This window comes from Pseudomonas ovata, assembly GCF_003131185.1.
GTDB lineage: Bacteria > Pseudomonadota > Gammaproteobacteria > Pseudomonadales > Pseudomonadaceae > Aquipseudomonas > Aquipseudomonas ovata.
The window spans coordinates 16372-34569 of sequence record NZ_QFFU01000017.1 but is presented as its reverse complement, the minus strand read 5'-3'; the positions used below and the strand labels follow the sequence as shown (position 1 = coordinate 34569).

The 18198-nt window shown below is 65.8% G+C and carries 17 protein-coding genes; 13 read left to right on the top strand and 4 right to left on the bottom strand.

From position 1 onward, the window contains the following. Positions 1-327: 327 nt before the first annotated feature. From DGA31_RS20000 to madM, 11 genes are all read left to right on the top strand, one after another. On the top strand, positions 328-1647 hold the full coding sequence (locus DGA31_RS20000; RefSeq protein WP_109513729.1) for an efflux RND transporter periplasmic adaptor subunit: 1320 nt from the start codon (positions 328-330) through the stop codon (positions 1645-1647). Further along, complete coding sequence (locus DGA31_RS19995) at positions 1648-3744, top strand: site-2 protease family protein (protein WP_109513728.1); 2097 nt, start codon at positions 1648-1650, stop codon at positions 3742-3744. A 147-nt stretch (positions 3745-3891) separates the two neighbouring features. Next, entirely contained in the window at positions 3892-5568 is a 1677-nt protein-coding gene (gene mdcA, locus DGA31_RS19990; protein WP_056840535.1) for a malonate decarboxylase subunit alpha, read from the top strand. After that, positions 5568-6443, top strand: coding sequence for a triphosphoribosyl-dephospho-CoA synthase (locus DGA31_RS19985; RefSeq protein ID WP_109513727.1), 876 nt, complete (start codon positions 5568-5570; stop codon positions 6441-6443). Before mdcA ends, DGA31_RS19985 begins: the two co-directional genes overlap by 1 nt. A gap of 2 nt (positions 6444-6445) precedes the next feature. Continuing rightward, positions 6446-6745, top strand: coding sequence for a malonate decarboxylase subunit delta (locus tag DGA31_RS19980; RefSeq protein WP_056840537.1), 300 nt, complete (start codon positions 6446-6448; stop codon positions 6743-6745). Continuing rightward, positions 6738-7589 carry a biotin-independent malonate decarboxylase subunit beta gene (locus DGA31_RS19975; protein ID WP_056840538.1) on the top strand — a complete coding sequence of 284 codons (852 nt, stop codon included), beginning with the start codon at positions 6738-6740 and terminating at the stop codon, positions 7587-7589. Before DGA31_RS19980 ends, DGA31_RS19975 begins: the two co-directional genes overlap by 8 nt. Continuing rightward, complete coding sequence (gene mdcE, locus DGA31_RS19970) at positions 7586-8389, top strand: biotin-independent malonate decarboxylase subunit gamma (RefSeq protein WP_056840539.1); 804 nt, start codon at positions 7586-7588, stop codon at positions 8387-8389. Before DGA31_RS19975 ends, mdcE begins: the two co-directional genes overlap by 4 nt. Further along, the gene (locus DGA31_RS19965) at positions 8386-9003 is read left to right on the top strand and encodes a malonate decarboxylase holo-ACP synthase (RefSeq protein ID WP_421957991.1); all 618 of its coding nucleotides are present in this window, start codon (positions 8386-8388) and stop codon (positions 9001-9003) included. Before mdcE ends, DGA31_RS19965 begins: the two co-directional genes overlap by 4 nt. Then, entirely contained in the window at positions 9000-9935 is a 936-nt protein-coding gene (mdcH, locus tag DGA31_RS19960; RefSeq protein ID WP_109513726.1) for a malonate decarboxylase subunit epsilon, read from the top strand. Before DGA31_RS19965 ends, mdcH begins: the two co-directional genes overlap by 4 nt. A 69-nt stretch (positions 9936-10004) precedes the next feature. Continuing rightward, positions 10005-10406, top strand: a complete 402-nt coding sequence (gene madL, locus DGA31_RS19955) for a malonate transporter subunit MadL (RefSeq protein WP_056840542.1) — start codon at positions 10005-10007, stop codon at positions 10404-10406. Positions 10407-10411: 5 nt separating this feature from the next. Beyond that, complete coding sequence (gene madM / locus DGA31_RS19950; RefSeq protein ID WP_109513776.1) at positions 10412-11176, top strand: malonate transporter subunit MadM; 765 nt, start codon at positions 10412-10414, stop codon at positions 11174-11176. A 201-nt stretch (positions 11177-11377) separates the two neighbouring features. Here the strand turns inward: madM and DGA31_RS19945 are convergent, their stop codons facing one another. Both DGA31_RS19945 and DGA31_RS19940 read right to left on the bottom strand, forming a co-directional pair. Then, positions 11378-11647 carry a DUF6124 family protein gene (locus DGA31_RS19945; RefSeq protein ID WP_056840543.1) on the bottom strand — a complete coding sequence of 90 codons (270 nt, stop codon included), beginning with the start codon at positions 11645-11647 and terminating at the stop codon, positions 11378-11380. Between the two features lie 556 nt (positions 11648-12203). After that, entirely contained in the window at positions 12204-13115 is a 912-nt protein-coding gene (locus DGA31_RS19940; protein WP_056840544.1) for a LysR family transcriptional regulator, read from the bottom strand. A 142-nt stretch (positions 13116-13257) separates the two neighbouring features. Here DGA31_RS19940 and trhA point away from each other — a divergent pair, with 142 nt between their 5' ends. Beyond that, positions 13258-13872 (top strand): PAQR family membrane homeostasis protein TrhA, encoded by a 615-nt coding sequence (trhA, locus tag DGA31_RS19935; RefSeq protein WP_109513725.1) that lies wholly within the window; start codon positions 13258-13260, stop codon positions 13870-13872. A gap of 110 nt (positions 13873-13982) precedes the next feature. Here the strand turns inward: trhA and DGA31_RS19930 are convergent, their stop codons facing one another. Together DGA31_RS19930 and DGA31_RS19925 are read right to left on the bottom strand one after the other, a co-directional pair. Then, on the bottom strand, positions 13983-14702 hold the full coding sequence (locus DGA31_RS19930; protein WP_109513724.1) for a 16S rRNA (uracil(1498)-N(3))-methyltransferase: 720 nt from the start codon (positions 14700-14702) through the stop codon (positions 13983-13985). A gap of 107 nt (positions 14703-14809) precedes the next feature. Further along, positions 14810-16216, bottom strand: a complete 1407-nt coding sequence (locus DGA31_RS19925; RefSeq protein ID WP_056840547.1) for an adenosylmethionine--8-amino-7-oxononanoate transaminase — start codon at positions 16214-16216, stop codon at positions 14810-14812. A 212-nt stretch (positions 16217-16428) separates the two neighbouring features. Here DGA31_RS19925 and DGA31_RS19920 point away from each other — a divergent pair, with 212 nt between their 5' ends. Continuing rightward, positions 16429-18135 (top strand): flavin monoamine oxidase family protein, encoded by a 1707-nt coding sequence (locus tag DGA31_RS19920; protein ID WP_109513723.1) that lies wholly within the window; start codon positions 16429-16431, stop codon positions 18133-18135. The last annotated feature ends 63 nt before the right edge of the window (positions 18136-18198 follow it).

Below are 18198 nucleotides of genomic sequence, written 5' to 3'. Positions count from 1 at the left end.
GACACCAGACTGTGGGAGGCAGCTTGCTGGTGATAGCTTTGTGACAGGCGCAGCAGGTGTAGGGTCCTTGCCTGCCTCGGCGCCGGCAGATCGGGACGCCACCTGCCCTTCAGGATGGTCGACGAAGTGATGGCAATTGGCTTGACGCTTGCCATGGCTACCGTAGACTGGCGGCGTCCAGCCTGGAGTCTGTGCGATGCGTTGTCTGAAGACTGTTGTTTCTGGATTCTTGCCTGCCAGCAGTCCGGCCCAGACGCCGGCCGCACCTGATCCCTCACTGCACATGCCTGCCATGTTGGCGACCCAGGCCCGTTTCCCGGAGTTCAAGTGAACGCACCCGTGCCCGGTGTCGTCGAGCGGATTTTCGCGCAATACCTTGAGCTGGAGCGGCAAATCCGCACGGCCCGCAGCATCGAGCAGTTGGCCTACAGCCTGGTCAACGACGGCCAGCACCTGTTCGGCTTTCGTCATGCCACCTTGCTGATTGCCGGCAAGGTGCGTGCAGTCACCGGGATCAGCATGGTCGAGCCCAACGCGCCGTTCGTGGCCTTTGTCGAGCATGCCGTGGCGCAACTGCGTGCGCAGGCGCGATTCAAGACACCTGACATCGTGAGCATGGAAGGTTTTGACAACGCCGTGCGCGAAGACTGGCTGAGCCTGTCGGCCCCGAGCGTGTTCTGGCTGCCGTTGCAGGACTACCAGGGCGAAGTGTTCGGCGGCCTGTGGCTGGCCCGTGATCGCGGCTGGACGCCCTCGGAAAAGATTCTGTTCACCCAGTTGGGCGACACCTGTGCACATGCCTGGCTGGCCTTGCAGCCGCGCAAGCCCTGGCGCCTGCGCCTGACCCGCAAGCGCCAGATGATCGTGGCGGCCGTGCTGTTGCTGGCGTTGCTGATTCCGGTGCGTCAGTCGGTGCTGGCACCGGCTGAAGTCGTGCCGCTGGGCGGGCGGGTCGTGGCGGCACCGCTGGACGGGGTGATCGCCGAGTTTCTGGTCAAGCCCAACCAGCCGGTCAAGACCGGCGAGCTGCTGGTGCGTTTCGAAGGCACCACGCTCAAGGCCCAGGCCGATGTCGCCGAGCGCGCGCTGGGGGTGGCCGAGGCGGAACTGCGCGCCAATTCGCAGCGCTCGTTCGCCGATGCCGAATCCAATGCCCGGCTTGACCTGCTGGCCGCCCGTGTGGCGCAGAAGCGTGCCGAGCGCGACTATGCCAGCGAACTGCTCAAGCGCAGCGAAGTACGCGCCGAGCGTGACGGCATTGCTGTGTTTGCCGACGCCCAGCGCTGGATCGGCAAGCCGGTGCAGACTGGCGAGCGACTGATGGAAATTGCCGATCCCGCCCAGGCCGAGCTGCGCATCGAACTGGCCGTGGGCGATGCCATCGTGCTCAAGCCTGACGCCGAAGTGGCGCTGTTTCTCGACAGCGATCCGTTGCACCGTCATACCGCGACCTTGCAACGCGCCGCCTATGAAGCCCAGCCGACCCCCGGTGGTCAGTTGGCCTATCGCCTGGACGCCGGGTTTGTCGATGCGCCGCCGCGTATCGGCCTGCGCGGCACCGCCAAGGTCTATGGCGAGCGCGCACCGCTGGCGTTGTACCTGCTGCGCCGGCCACTGGCCGGGTTGCGCCAGAGCATCGGCCTCTAGATGAGCCTGCCCGGCCTGCGTGAAGACCTGCAACTGACGCCGGCCAGTCCTGCCCTGGACGGCTCGCCGCGCTGGACCCTGGCCGACCCGATCAGCGGCCGCTATTACAAGCTCGGCGCCCAGGCCATTCGCCTGTTGCGTCACTGGGCACTGGGCGATCCTGGCCAGGTGCTACAGGCTGCCAACCGCGAGCCGGGCTTGCGCGTTGGCGAAAAAGAGCTGGAGGCGATGCTGGCCTTCCTGCGCCGCTACGACCTGATCACCGCGACCGACCCGCAGCAGCGCGGCAGCTATGGCATCAAGACCGCCGCCACGCGTCAGAGTCTGTGGAAAAAGGTGCTGCACCAATACCTGTTCTTTCGCATTCCATTGTGGCGCCCGGACGCGTTTCTCAATCGTGCCTGGCCCTGGGTGCAACGCTTTGGCCCGGCCTTGTTGAAGGTCGGCCTGCCACTGACGCTGATGCTGGGCGTGTTCCTGGTGTCGCGGGACTGGCAGCGGTTTGTCGGCTCGTTCCCGTACCTGTTCAGCCTGGGCGGGGCGCTGGCGTTTGCCGTGGCGCTGTTCTTTGCCAAGCTCTGTCATGAGTTTGGCCATGCGTTCATGGCCAAGCGCGCCGGGTGCCGTGTACAGAGCATGGGCGTGGCGTTCATGGTGCTGTTTCCGCTGTTCTACACCGACGTCAGCGATGCCTGGCGGATCAACGACCAGCGTGCGCGACTCTTGATCGGTGCCGGCGGGGTGCTGGCGGAGATGGTCCTGGCCTGTATCGCCTTGCTGGCCTGGTCGCTGCTGCCGGACGGACCGGCGCGCACCGCCGCGTTCATGCTGGCCAGCGCGACCTGGATCACCACGGTGATCGTCAACCTCAACCCGTTCATGCGCTTCGACGGCTACTTTCTGGTCAGCGACCTCTGGCAGGTCGACAACCTGCAAGGCCGGGCCTTTGCCTTGTGCCGCTGGCGCCTGCGCGAGGCGCTGTTCGGCTATGGCCTGCAGGCGCCAGAGCCCTGGTCGTCACCGATGCGCCGGCGCCTGTTGTGGTGGGGCTACCTGTCGTGGCTGTGGCGGGCGGCGCTGTTTTTCGGCATTGCGCTGGCGGTCTATCACCTGTTTTTCAAATTGCTTGGCATCTTCTTGATGCTGGTCGAGCTGGGCTGGTTCATCTTCATGCCGATTTATAAAGAAATGCAGCATTGGTGGGCACACCGCGAACAGGCGCACACCCCGCGTGTGCTGATCAGCGCGCTGATCCTGTTGGCACTGGTCGCGGTGCTGGTGGTGCCGTGGCGCAGCAGCGTCGAGCTGCCGGCGATGCTCGAAGCCGAGCGGGTCAGCGTCTTGCACGCGCCGGTGGCGGCCCGCGTCAGGCAGGTCAATGTCCAGGACGGTCAGCCGGTCGGGCAGGGCACCGTGCTGGTGGAGCTTGAGTCGCCGGACATCGAGTCGCGCCTGGTCATCGTGCGCCGCGAGATCGACATCATGCAGCTGCAGATGCGCCGTCAGGCCGGGCGCAGCGAGACGGCCGGTGACGTCGGGGTTCTTGAACAGCGCCTGGCCGAGGCGCTGGCCGAATACCGGGGCTTGAGCGCCCAGCGCGAACGCCTGTTGATCCGTGCCCCGCAGGCTGGCCGGGTGCGCGACCTGCTGCCCAATCTGGTGCCGGGCCGCTGGGTTTCAACCCAGATGCCCCTGGTGCGCATCGTCGAACCCGGCGCCCGACTGCGTGGTTACCTGGCTGAAGACGCGCTCTGGCGTGTGGTGCCTGGTGCGCAAGGGCGCTTCATTGCCGACGACCCGATGCGTGCGGCCCTTGAGGTCCGGCTGCTGGACATCGACGCCAACGGCGTGAGCTGGCTGGACCAGGAAGCCCTGGCCTCCGACCATCATGGTCCGATTGCCGTGCGCCGCGACGAAAGCAACCGCGCTGAACCCGTGCAGGCCCAGTACGGTGCGCGGCTGGGCATTGATCAGGCGGTCGAGGCGCCGGTGCAGCCGCTGCGCGGTGTGGTGGTGCTGGACGGGCGCAGCGAATCGCTGGTGGTGGCGGCCTGGCGCCGACTGGCGGCACTGGGGGTCAGGGAAAGCGGCTTCTGATTCTCATAAAGCCATGGGCGGTGAGGCTGGCCGCCTGTGCTCTTGCCATCCATTACCCTGACCGTAACGATCCTGCGCCCAGCTTGATTGATGCCAGGTCATGCACCTTCTAAGGTGACCCACGACAGCGAATCTCGTGGAGTGACCATGACAATGACAAATAACCCCGACGCGCGCTGGTCGCGGCGCCGCAGCGAAAAGCAGCGGCGGCTGGACCAGGTCAGGCCGCTGGCCGACGGTGTGGTGATTCCCACCGACAAGATCGTCGCCGCGCTCGAGGCGCTGCTGGTCGCCGGCGACCGGGTGGTGCTGGAAGGCAATAACCAGAAGCAGGCCGACTTTCTGTCACGCTCGCTGGTCCAGGTCGATCCTGGCAAGGTCCACGACCTGCACATGATCATGCCCAGCGTCGGGCGGTCCGAGCACCTTGATCTGTTCGAGCGCGGCATTGCCCGCAAGCTCGACTTCTCCTTTGCCGGCACCCAGAGCCTGCGCATCAGCCAGTTGCTCGAAGACGGGCTGCTGGAAATCGGCGCCATCCACACCTACATCGAACTCTATGCACGGCTGGTGGTGGACCTGATCCCCAACGTGGTCTTGTCCGCAGGTTTCATGGCCGACCGTGCCGGCAACATCTACACCGGCCCCAGCACCGAAGACAGCCCGGCGCTGATCGAGCCGGCCGCGTTCAGCGACGGTATCGTCATTGTCCAGGTCAACCAGTTGGTCGACGACGTCAGCGAGCTGCCCCGGGTCGACATTCCGGCCTCGTGGGTCGACTTTGTGGTGGTGGCCGACAAGCCGTTCTACATCGAGCCGCTGTTCACCCGCGACCCGCGCCATATCAAGCCGGTGCACGTGCTGATGGCGATGATGGCCATCCGTGGCATCTACGAGAAACACAATGTGCAGTCGCTCAACCACGGCATCGGCTTCAACACCGCCGCCATCGAGCTGATCCTGCCCACCTACGGCGAGTCGCTGGGCCTCAAGGGCAAGATCTGTCGCAACTGGACGCTCAACCCGCACCCGACGCTGATTCCGGCCATCGAAAGCGGCTGGGTCGAGAGCGTGCACTGCTTCGGCACCGAGCTGGGCATGGAAAACTACATTGCCGCACGCCCCGATGTGTTCTTTACCGGTCGCGACGGCTCGATGCGCTCCAACCGCCAACTGTGCCAACTGGCCGGGCAATACGCGGTGGACCTGTTTATCGGCGCCACCTTGCAGGTCGACGGCGACGGCCATTCGTCCACCGTGACCCGTGGCCGGCTGGCCGGTTTCGGCGGCGCGCCGAACATGGGCCACGACCCCGGTGGCCGGCGTCACAGCACCCCGGCCTGGCTCGACATGCGCACCGCCAGCGGCGATGGCCCGGCGGCCTACCTGGAGCGCGGCCGCAAGCTGGTGGTGCAGATGGTCGAAACCTTCCAGGAAGGCGGCAAACCCACCTTCGTCGACACCCTTGATGCCATCGAAGTGGCGAAAAAAAGCGGTATGCCGCTGGCGCCGATCATGGTCTACGGCGACGACGTCACCCACCTGCTCACCGAAGAGGGCATTGCCTATCTGTACCGGGCACGCAGCCTGGAAGAGCGCCGCGCAATGATCGCCGCCGTGGCCGGCGTGACCGCCATCGGCCTGCGGCATGACCCGAAAGAAACCGCCCGCCTGCGCCGCGAGGGGCTGATTGCCCTGCCCGAAGACCTTGGCATCCGCCGCCTTGATGCCAGCCGCGAACTGCTGGCCGCCAAGAGCATCGCCGACCTGGTCGAGTGGTCCGGTGGCCTGTACAACCCGCCCGCCAAATTCAGGAGCTGGTGATGAGTGCCCTCAAGCGTCATCTACCCGAACAGTCGCTGGCCGACCGCCTGGCCGACCTGGCCGTCGAGGCCCTGATCAACGAAGCCGAACTGTCGCCCAAGCCGGCGCTGGTCGACCGTCGCAGCAGTGGCGCGCACCGCGACATGCACCTGGGCCTGATGCAGGCCTCGGCGCTGTCGCTGTGGCCGACCTTCCAGCAGATGGCTGACGCCGCGCTCGAACACGGCGACGTCGGCCAGGCGTTGCGCGAAACCCTGGGCCGCCTGGGCCGTGAAGGCGAGGCCGACATGCTGCGCACCACCGGCGGGGTCAACACCCATCGCGGCGCGATCTGGGCGCTGGGCCTGCTGGTCGCCGCCGCAGCGCTGGATGCCGACGACGCGACCCCGGCCGGCCTGTGCCAGCGTGCCGCTCGCCTGGCGCGGATCGACGACCGCCACGCCGCACCGGCCGCCAGCCATGGTCTTGAGGTGACCCGGCGCTACGGCGTGGCGGGTGCTCGGGAACAGGCCCGGCAAGGCTTTCCGGCCATTACCGGCTACGCCTTGCCACAGTTGCAGCGCAGCCGCGCCGCCGCCAGTGGCGAGCAGAATGCCCGGCTGGATGCCTTGCTGGCGATCATGACCACCCTGACCGACACCTGCGTGCTGCACCGCGCCGGCTTCGAGGGCCTGCACGCCATGCAGCACGGCGCGCAACGGGTACTGGAGGCCGGCGGCAGCGCCAGCCTGGCCGGGCGGCGCGAGCTGCACGTGCTGGACCGGCAACTCACCGAACTGAACGCCTCGGCCGGCGGCGCCGCCGACCTGCTGGCGGCCTGCCTGTTCATCGATGGCCTGGAGCCTGCGCTCGGCCATCCATCACGGAGTCTCTGACCATGGAAACCCTGTCATTCGAATTTCCGGCCGGGCAACCGCCACGCGGCCGTGCGCTGGTCGGCTGTGTCGGCTCCGGCGACCTTGAGGTGCTGCTGGAACCGGGTTTGCCGGGCAAGTTGTCGATCCGCGTGGTGACTTCGGTCAACGGCGCCAGTGCGCGCTGGGAGCATCTGTTCCAGCGCATGTTCGACGGCCAGGTGCCCCAGGCCCTGAACATCGACATCCATGACTTCGGCGCCACGCCAGGGGTGGTGCGCCTGCGTCTGGAACAAGGCTTCGAGGAGGTCGGCCATGACTGACACCGCCCGCTTGCTGCAGCAACACAGCTTCATCGAACTGGGTGCCCGCCAGCGTGCCAAAGCCTTGCTCGATGCGGGCAGCTTCCGTGAATTGATCGACCCCTTCGAGCGCCTGATTTCGCCCTGGCTGGTGCAGCAGGGCGTGGTGCCGCAGGCCGATGACGGCGTAGTGATCGCCAAGGGCACCGTGCAAGGCCGACCGGTGGTCATCGCCGCCATCGAAGGCGCGTTCCAGGGCGGCAGCATGGGTGAGGTCGGCGGCGCGAAAATGGCCGGCGCACTGGAACTGGCCGCCGAGGACAACCGCAATGGCATCCCTACTGCCGCCATCCTGCTGCTGGAAACCGGCGGCGTGCGCTTGCAGGAAGCCAACCTGGGGCTGGCGGCGATTGCCGAGATCCAGGCCGCCATCGTCGACCTGCGCCAGTACCAGCCGGTGATCGGCGTGGTGGCCGGCAGTGTGGGGTGCTTTGGCGGCATGTCGATTGCCGCCGGCCTGTGCAGCTATGTGCTTGTGACCCGCGAAGCGCGGCTGGGCCTGAACGGTCCGCAGGTGATCGAGCAGGAAGCCGGCATCGAGGAATACGACTCACGCGACCGGCCGTTCATCTGGAGCCTGACCGGTGGTGAGCAACGCTTTGCCAGCGCTTTGGTGGACGGTTTTGCCGCCGATGACACCCACGACATTCAACGGCAGGTCAGTGCCTGGCTGGAGCAGGGGGTACCGGCCCGCCATCGCAGCGGGCAGTACGCCGACTACCTGCAACGCCTGGGGCAACTCGACACCGCGCCGCAGATCGATGCGCAGACGGTGCGCACCCTCTATCAAGGAGACCGCTCATGAGCGCTTCACAACGGGGCCTGAACTGGCTCGACGCCTTGGGCGCCCAAGGTCAGCCTGTGGCCGGCCTGCCGCCTTCGGTGCGCGCGGTCGACGCCACGCTGGGTGAACAGCCGGTGCGCTTCATCGCCGTGGTGGCTGATGCCGCCAATCCGTTTCCCCGCGCCCGCGAAGGCGAAGTCGGGCTGCTGGAAGGCTGGGGGCTGGCCAAGGCTGTGGACCAGGTGATCGAGCAGGACCGCGCACTGGATGATAAGCGGGCGCTGATCGCCATTATCGACGTGCCCAGCCAGGCCTATGGCCGCCGCGAAGAAGCGCTGGGCATTCATCAGGCACTGGCCGGGGCCGTGGACAGCTACGCCCGGGCCCGGCTGGCCGGGCATCCGGTGATCGGCCTGCTGGTCGGCAAGGCGATGTCCGGGGCATTCCTGGCTCACGGCTACCAGGCCAACCGCCTGATTGCCCTGCGCGATCCGGGGGTCATGGTGCATGCGATGGGCAAGGCCTCGGCCGCGCGCGTCACCCAGCGCAGCGTCGACGAACTGGAAAAACTCGCCGCCAGCATTGCGCCGATGGCCTATGACATCGACAGCTACGCCAGCCTCGGCCTGCTGTGGGAAACCCTCACCGTCGGGCGCATCGAGCAACCCGGTGCCGACGACCTGGCCCAGGTGCGCCAGGTGTTGAATGCGGCCATCGCCGATGTACGACGCAGCGGTCGCGACCTCAGCGGTCGGCTCGGCGCCCGCCATCGGGCGGCCTCGGCGCAGGTGCGCCAGCGGCTGCGCGAGCAATGGGCATGAACAGCCTGCTTCCCCACGACTTGCTCTGGGGCATGACGGTGGCCGAACTGGCGGCCGATGCGCCGGCCTGGGCCATTGAGGTGGTGCGCCAGGGCCAGCCGGTGGTGGTACGCCGTGAAAGGCTGGCGCCGGAGCGCATTGCCGTGGGCATCCGCGGGCTGCGCCGTGAGCAGCGGCATGCCGCCAGCCTGCCGCGTTCGGCCGTGGTGCGTCAGGTACGGCCGGAGCAATTGATCGAGGCCGACAGACTGCGTGACATGCCGGCCTTGCGGGCCCTGCAACACGTCCGCCCGCTCATGCACGCACTGGGCCTGGCCTGGGGCGTGGCGGGCAGTGCCGGGTTCGAACTGGCCTGTGGTGTGGCCGCGCTGCATGAAGGCAGCGACCTGGACCTGATCGTGCGCACGCCGGTGTGCGTGTCCCGCGCCTGGGCTGCCGACCTGGTCGCGGTGCTGGACAGCGCGCCCTGCCGGGTCGATGTGCAGTTGCAACTGCCGCACGGGGCGCTGGCCCTGCGCGAATGGGCCGGGGCGTCACGCCAGGTCCTGCTCAAGACCTGTGAGGGCGCGCAGTTGCTCAGCGATCCCTGGCAGCGTTTGCAGGCCTGTGCATGAGCCGCCTGTGGGTGTTCCCCGGCCAGGGCGCGCAGCAACCGGGCATGCTGCACCGCCTGGCGCAAGCGACCGTGGTGCAGGACACCGTGAACCAGGCCTGTGAGGTGCTGGGTGAAGATGTGCTGGCGCTGGACAGCGAGCAGGCCTTGCGCGGCACCCGTGCCGTGCAGCTGTGCCTGCTGATCGCAGGCGTTGGGGCGGCGCGCCTGCTGGAGCAAAACGGCTGCAGCACCGACTTTGTCGCCGGCCTGTCCATCGGCGCTTACCCGGCGGCGGTGGTTGCCGGGGCGCTGGCCTTCGACGATGCCCTGCGGCTGGTCGCCCTGCGCGGCGAGCTGATGCACAACGCCTACCCCGAAGGCTACGGCATGACCGTGATCCTCGGTCTGGAGTTGCCCGAGATCGAGCGTTTGCTGGCTCAGGTCAACGGCCCGCAGGCACCGGTGTTTCTGGCCAATATCAACGCCGAGCGGCAACTGGTGATTGCCGGCAGCGTGGCAGCCATGCAAGAGGTCGCACGGCGGGCCAGGGCGGCGGGTGCCAGTGGCGCAAAACGCCTGGCGGTCAGCGTGCCGTCGCATTGCCCGCTGCTGGACGGTCCGGCCCGGGCGCTGAATGAGGCCTTTGCCAAGGTTGAGGTACGCACCCCCCGGCTGCGCTACCTCAGCGGCACCTCGGCCAGGCCGATCTACCACGCCGACAAACTGCGCGACGACCTGGCTTTCAACATGTGCCGGGTCATCGACTGGCGCAGCACCGCAGAGACCGCCTTCGAGCGCGGTGTGCACCTGCAGATCGAAATGCCGCCCGGGTCGGTACTGACCGGGTTGGGCCGCAAAACCCTGCAACACGCCACGGCGATCGCCTTTGACGGCGCCCGTCTCGACAGTCTGGTCGCCTTGTCGCGCGAGGAGGAAAGCCCCCACTCCTGAACACCGAGTGCAGCTGCTACGAAGGACAAAAACAACAACTTCAGCAATGCAAACAAAGGAATAACAACAATGATTATCTACGGTGTGGCATTTCTAGCATTTTGTACCCTGGCAGGCCTGTTCATCGGCGAGGTCCTGGGCCGGTTGATCGGCGTGCCGGCCAATGTCGGCGGCGTCGGCATCGCCATGATCCTGCTGATCGGCCTGGGCAGTTACCTCAACAAGCGCGGCGTACTGGCTGGCAAGTCCGAGCAGGGCGTCGAGTTCTGGAGCGCGATCTACATCCCCATCGTGGTGGCGATGGCGGCGCAGCAGAACGTGTTCGGCGCGCTCAAGGGCGGCCCGATGGCGATCCTGGCCGGCACGCTGGCGGTGGCGGTGGCCTTCGCGATGGTGCCAGTCCTGACCCGGATGGGCGGCGGCGCCAGCGTCGAGCCTGAAGCGGTCGCCCCCAGCAAGACGGCGGGGTGAGCGCCATGTACGAATCGATAATCAAAGTGGTAGGTGGTTATGGCCTGGTCGCCGGCTTCGCCGTGATCGGCATCACCATGTGGGTGTCCTACTGGATGTCCAACACCTTCACCAAGGGCCGCCTGCACGGCTCGGCCATTGCCATCCTGCTGGGCCTGGCCCTGGCCTATGTCGGCGGCGCCGTGACCGGCGGCCAGAAAGGCGTGGTCGACCTGCCGCTGCTGTCCGGCATCGGCCTGCTGGGTGGCGCCATGTTGCGTGACTTCGCCATTGTGGCCACCGCCTTCGGGGTCAATGTCAACGAACTCAAACGCGCCGGCTATGTGGGCGTGTTCTCGCTGTTCGTCGGCATCGGCACCTCGTTCGTGGCCGGTGTCGGCGTGGCCCTGGCCTTCGGCTACACCGATGCGGTCAGCCTGACCACCATCGGCGCCGGCGCGGTGACCTATATCGTCGGCCCGGTCACCGGTGCAGCGATTGGTGCCAGCTCCGAAGTCATGGCCCTGTCGATTGCCGCCGGCCTGATCAAGGCCATCCTGGTGATGGTCGCCACACCGTTCATTGCCCCGTTCATCGGCCTGAACAACCCGCGCAGCGCGGTGATCTTCGGCGGCCTGATGGGCACCTCCAGCGGCGTGGCCGGCGGCCTGGCCGCCACCGATCCGAAGCTGGTGCCCTACGGTTGCCTGACGGCGGCGTTCTACACCGCACTGGGCTGCCTGCTCGGGCCCTCGCTGTTGTATGTGGCGATGCGGGCAATTTTCGGGTAGGTCATAGGCGATCACCTGCCGCCTTGGCGCGCCGCAAGCATAGGGCTGGCGTAGGAGCGCGCTCTGCCCGCGACCGGCTGCGTTAGCAGTCGTAAAATTGTGGCGTTTCCGAGATTTTACGAGCGCTAACGCACTCGGTCGCGGGCAAGCGCGCTCCTACTGCCAGTGGTATCCGTAGGAGCGGCTGCAGAGAGCGTTGCGTCAGTTATTGGGGCATGTCGCCACAGCCTGTGGCTGCAATTGATCAAGCAGCCGGTCGACCACTTCCTGGGCCTGGCTGACCAGGCGCATTGATGCCATGGCCAGGTGACGGGGTTGGCCGCTCAGGCTGTCGGCGCATTCGTACACTGTGGCGCCGGCACAGCGCAGCAGGTCCGAGGCTTCGGCGAGCTGGATTTCCAGAAGTTCGAGGGTGGTGCCAAGGGCGGGGATTTCGAGGGTGAGCGGTGGGTCGGGGACGATTTTCTTCATGGGTGTAACCTCCTGATCATTTCAAGAGGCCGACACCTTTCACTACTACGCGAAGGGTGGCAGCCGTGCGCAGGGGTAGTAGTCCGGAGATCAGGTATCCGTGCACCCGAAGGTGCCCCACGCACGACCGCCATAAATGCAGGCCGAAAAAAAGCACCTTGCATAAGGTGGCGCTGTGCGCCTGACTACGGGCTACTACCCCCGTGTCACTGAATTGGCAGTGACGGTAGGCAGCCTAGTGACCCGATCAGGCAGGCGCAAGCGGTCGGGATTGTCTCGGAAATTTCCCTCAAGAGAAAGAGAGATGTCTTGCAATCGGCTGACAGAAACATCCGAAAAACCGCGCGATAACCGGATATTTCCGACAGCCACGTCTGGTACGGACTCTTGTAGGAGCGCGCTTGCCCGCGACCGAGTGCGCAGCGCTCGCAAAATCTCGGAAACGCCACAAACGCATGACTATTAACCCATCCGGGATTTATGAAACGCCACAATTTTACGACTGCTAACGCAGCCGGTCGCGGGCAAGCGCGCTCCTACAGACCGTGTATCCCATTCAGGTACGGCTGGCGTACATCCGGCACTCGGCCACCAGTGCCAGCAGGTTCGGGTCGCGTTCGCGGGATTTGAGGAAGACCACGCCGATGGCCTGCTGCATGCGGTAACGCGCCTGCAGCGGGATCAGTTTGACGCGGTTTTCATACACGGCGGCGATGCGCCCCGGCAGCAGGGCGTAGCCCACTCCGGAGCTGACCATGCTCAGCAAGGTGAAGATGTCATTGACCTGCATCGCCACCTTGGGCTCGAAGCCCGCCTGCTGGAACACCCGGATGCCGTCGCGGTGGGTGGCGAAGCCTTGGGTCAGGGTGATGAAGGTTTCTTCACGCAGATCGCTCAGGTCGACCTCGGGGTGCCGGGCAAACGGCGAGTCGACCGGCACGGCCAGAAAGATGTCATCACTGAACAATGGCAGGTGGTCGCAGTCCGGGTCGTGCACGTTCTCGTCCAGCGACACCAGCATCGCGTCCACTTCCATGTTCTTGAGCTTGTACAACAGGTCCATGTTCGAGCCCAGGATCAGGTCGATGTTCAGCTCGCTGCGGCGCAGCTTCAGGCCCATGATCAACTGCGGCACGGTGCGCACGGTCAGCGAGTACAAGGCACCGAGCCGGAAGCGCGCGGCCGAGAAGCCGGCGGCCTGGCGGGTATGCTCGACGGCGGCCAGCACGTCCTGGATCAGCTTTTGCGCGCGCTCTTCCAGCACATAGGCGCTTTCCAGCGGCGTCAGGTTGCGGCCCTCATGCTTGAACAGCGGGCAGCGCAGGGCACTTTCCAGTGAGTGGATGGCGCGGTGCACGCTGACATTGCTGGTCTGCAGCTCGGCAGCGGCGCGGCTCAGGTTGCCGGTGCGCATGAAGGCCAGGAATGTTTCGAGCTTCTTGAGGGTCAATTCATCGTCGATCTGCATGGCGGGCGCTGGTGATGGGCGTGCCCTCGATTGTGCCCAAGTCGTCGGCAGATGGCTGCGTTAAATCCACCGGTTGTTAAAGGGTGTCACGCAAAACCGTTTATAACGGTGCAACCTTCAGTCACAAAAGGGCAAGCAATCGATGTACTACGGAGAAAAATTCAACGCCTGGTCGCACCTGGTCGGCACCGTGCTGGCGACGATCGGTGCCGTCTGGCTGCTGGTGCTGGCCAGCGTGCAGCACGATATCTGGAAGATTGTCAGCATCGCGGTGTACGGCGTGTGCCTGGTGGCGCTGTACAGCGCCTCGACCGTTTACCACAGCGTGCAGGGGCGGACGAAGACGATCATGCGCAAGGTCGATCACTTTTCGATCTACCTGATGATCGCCGGCAGCTACACCCCGTTTTGCCTGGTGTCGCTGCGCGGGCCCTGGGGCTGGAGCCTGTTCGGCGTGGTCTGGGCGCTGGCGCTGATCGGTATCCTGCAAGAGATCAAGCCGCGCTCCGAGGCGCGGGTATTGTCCGTGGTGATCTACGCGGTGATGGGCTGGATCGTGCTGGTGGCAGTCAAGCCGCTGCTGGCCACGCTGGGCCCGGCAGGCTTTGCCTGGCTGGCCGGCGGCGGGGTGATGTACACCATCGGCATCCTCTTCTTTGCCTTCGACCATATCCGCCACTGGCACGGCATCTGGCACCTGTTCGTGATCGCCGGCAGCCTGATGCACTTCGTGGCGATCTGCGGGTATGTGGTGTAGACGCAAAACCCGTAGGAGCGACCAGCGGTCGCGAATGCAGAGCCAGCCGCCGGCGATCTTGAATGTACCGGCCCTTTCGCGACCGTTGGTCGCTCATACGGACATCGCGGTCAGAAATCGCCCCACAGTTGCTGTGCCACGCTCAGGGCCACCACCGGGGCGGTTTCGGTGCGCAGCACGCGCGGGCCGAGGCGGGCGGCATGGTAGCCGCAGGCTTTGGCCTGCTCGACTTCCTGGTCGCCGAGCCCGCCTTCGGGGCCGATCAGGAAGGCCAGGGTGCCGGGCGCCGGGTGGCTGCTCAGCGGCTCGGCGACCGGGTGCAGCACCAGTTTCAGGTCGGCCTGGGTCTGCTTGAGCCAGTCGGCCAAAGGCTGCGGCGGGTGAATCACCGGCACCACGGAGCGGCCGCACTGTTCGCAGGCGCTGATGGCGATCTGTTGCCAGTGGTCCTGGCGCTTTTGCGCCCGCTCGTCCTTCAGGCGCACTTCACAGCGCTCGCTGACGATGGGGGTGATCTCGGCCACGCCCAGCTCGGTGGCCTTCTGGATCGCCCAGTCCATGCGCTCGCCACGTGAGAGGCCCTGGCCCAGGTGGATGCGCAGGGTCGATTCGGGCTGGCCGGCAAACGACTCGTCGAGCTGCACGCGCACCTGTTTCTTGCCCACTTCCAGCAAGGTGCCACGGTATTCATGGCCGGAGCCGTCGAACACTTGCAGGGCCTGGCCCTCGGTCATGCGCAGCACCCGGCCGATGTAGTGCGCCTGGGCCTCGGGCAAGGTGTGTTCGCCCAGGCTCAGCAGGGCGTCGATGAAGAAGCGGGACAGTCTCATGCAAGGGGTCTCTGGTAAAAAGTCTTAAGTCGCAGGCCGGTCGGGCGGCGGTGCAGCCGTCGCCGGCAAGCCGCCTCCCACATTGGGTTTCGTGTTGTCTGACGGGTTTAGCCCGGATCACGAAAATCAGGGTGGAAGCCTTCGCGTACCGGCACGCTGATGCTTTCGCGGGTGGCAATGTCGATGCCCTCGCTGGCCACCTCGGCCAGAAAGTCGATCTGCTCTTCGGTGATCACGTACGGCGGCAGCAGGTACACCACGTTGCCCAGCGGGCGCAGCAGGGCACCACGTTCCAGGGCGTGTTGGAAGACCTTCAGGCCGCGGCGTTCCTGCCAGGGGTAGGGCGTCTTGCTGGCCTTGTCCTGGACCATCTCGATGGCCAGGGCCATGCCGGTCTGGCGCACTTCGGCCACGTTGGGGTGGTCGGCCAGGTGCGCGGTGCGGGTGGCCATGCGCCGGGCCAGGGCCTTGTTGGCCTCGATGACGTTGTCCTGCTCGAAGATGTCCAGGGTCGCCAGGGCGGCGGCACAGGCCAGCGGATTGCCGGTGTAGCTGTGCGAATGCAGAAAGGCGCGCAGGGTCGGATAGTCGTCGTAGAAGGCGCCGTACACCTCGTCGGTGGTCAGGCAGGCCGCCAGCGGCAGGTAGCCACCGGTCAGGGCCTTGGACAGGCACAGGAAGTCCGGGCGGATGCCGGCCTGTTCGCAGGCGAACATCGTGCCGGTGCGGCCAAAGCCCACGGCGATCTCGTCATGGATCAGGTGCACGCCGTAGCGGTCGCAGGCCTCGCGCAGCAATTTGAGGTACACCGGGTGGTACATGCGCATGCCGCCGGCGCCCTGGATCAACGGCTCGACGATCACCGCCGCCACACTCGCATGGTGCTCGGCCAGGGTCTGCTCCATGGCCTGGAACATTGTGCGCGAGTGGTCTTCCCAGCTCACCCCGTCCGGGCGGTGGAAGCAGTCGGGGCTGGGCACCTTGAGGGTGTCCATCAGCAGCGGCTTGTAGGTTTCGGTGAACAGCGGCACATCGCCCACCGACATCGCCGCCATGGTCTCGCCGTGGTAGCTGTTGGTCAGGGTGACGAAGCGTTGCTTGCCCGGCTGGCCGCGATTGAGCCAGTAGTGAAAGCTCATCTTCAGCGCCACCTCGATGCACGACGAACCGTTGTCGGCATAGAAACAGCGGGTCAGGCCCTCAGGGGTGAGCTTGACCAGGCGTTCGGACAACTCGATCACCGGCTGGTGACTGAAGCCGGCGAGAATCACATGTTCAAGCTGATCGACCTGGTCCTTGATGCGCTGGTTGATGCGCGGGTTGGCGTGGCCGAAGACATTGACCCACCAGGAACTCACCGCGTCCAGGTAGCGCTTGCCTTCGAAGTCTTCCAGCCACACGCCTTCACCCCGGCGGATGGGAATCAGCGGCAGGTGTTCGTGATCTTTCATCTGGGTGCAGGGGTGCCACAGCACCGCCAGGTCGCGCTGCATCCATTGGTCGTTCAGGCCCATGGGCAATCTCCGTCAAGCGACTCGCTGGGTGCGAGGGCAAACAATGGCGCCAGCCTAGTGAATGCGGGCTCAAGGAACAACCTTTGCTGGCAGCGACAGTGGGTCAAGGGTGGCTGGCGGCCTTTTGATGGCTGACGTATGCTGCGCCGCCTCTCACGTTTTATTGCAGCATGTTGCTGACATTTCCCACATTTTTTATCGGAGTTTGCGCAATGCGTTCGGCCTGGCTGCGTGCCTGTGTGTTAGTGGTAATAGGGCTGGTCAGCGTCAATACGCTCGCCGATGACAAGCCGCGCACGGCCATTGTGGTCGGCGGCGGGCTGGCGGGACTGACCGCCGCTTATGAACTGCAAGCCAAGGGCTGGCAGGTGACGGTGCTCGAAGCCCGTGGCAGCACTGGCGGCCGTTCGGGGCTGGCCGGCAGCGAGTGGATCGGCAACAGCAAGGCCCAGCCGCTGCTCAACCAGTACCTGGAGCGCTTCAAGCTGACCAGCGTGGCGGCACCGGAATACGTGCGTGCGCCCGGCTACCTGATTGATGGCGAGTACTTCACTGCGGCTGACCTGGCCGTGAAGCAACCGGCCACGGCCGAAGCGCTCAAGCGCTATGACGCCACGCTGGATAACCTGGCGCGCTCCATCGACGACCCGGAAAATCCGGCGGCCAACAGCACGCTGTTTGCGCTGGACCAGATCAACGTGTCCAACTGGCTGGACCGCCAGAACCTGCCACCGGTGGCCCGGCAACTGGTCAACCAGCAGATCCGTACCCGCTATGACGAGCCTTCGCGCCTGTCGCTGCTGTATTTCGCCCAGCAGACCCGGGTCTACCGGGGTGTCGATGAGCGCGACCGCCGTGCCGCGCGCCTGCCCGGTGGCAGCGCCGTGCTGGTCGAGGCCCTGACCCGGCAGATCAAGTCGATCAAGACCCAGTCGCCGGTGTCGGCAATCATTCAGGACAAGGACAGCGTCACCGTCAAGGTGGGGGCCGTAGGCTACAGCGCCGACTATGTGGTGCTGGCCGTGCCGCTGCGGGCGCTGGGCAAGATCCAGCTCACCCCGGCGCTGGACGGCAAGCACCAGGCGGCGCTCAAGGGCACCAACTACGGTTGGCGCGACCAGATCATGCTCAAGTTCAAGACCCCGGTATGGGACAGCAAGGCGCGCCTGTCGGGCGAGATCTTCAGCAACACCGGCCTGGGCATGCTGTGGATCGAACCAGCGCTCAAGGGTGGCGCCAATGTGGTGATCAACCTGTCAGGCGACAATGCACGGATCATGCAGGCCTTTGGCGACAAGCAACTGGTCGACCAGGTGCTGATTCGCCTGCACACGCTGTACCCGCAGGCGCGTGGCGCCTACACCGGCTATGAAATCCGCCGCTACAGCGTCGACCCCGGCACTGGCGGTTCGTACCTGGCCTATGGCCCGGGGCAGATCAGCAAGTTCTGGCGCCTGTGGGAAAAGCCGGTACAGCGTATCGCCTTTGCCGGCGAGCACACCGACACCCTGTACCCCGGCACCCTGGAAGGCGCCTTGCGCAGTGGCCAGCGCGCCGCCAGCCAGGTGCAGGACCTGGCGGCGGGCAAGTCGTTCGAGCCTAAAGTCATCCCGGCCGTGCCGGCGGCAGTGCCGGTGAAAAAAGCCGAGCCCGGGTTCTTCGAGAAACTGTTCGGCCGTGCCGACGAAGCCCCGGCCGCGAAGGCCCCTGAGCCTGCGCCCTTGCCAGAGCCTGTACCGGCCGCCCCGGTGGTGGCGCCGACACCGATACCTGTAGCGGCCCCGGTGGTGGTCCCGGCCAGGGTCGAGCCGGCGAAAACACCGGTGAAGAAGGAAGCCGTCAAGAAAGAGCCCCACCACAAGGCCTCGACCCACAAGGAAAGCACCAAGAAAGAACCGGCCAGGAAAACCGCGCCATAGCGACAGGCCAGCACGAACCCGCTGTAGGAGCGCGCTTGCCCGCGACCGAGTGCGTAGCGCTCG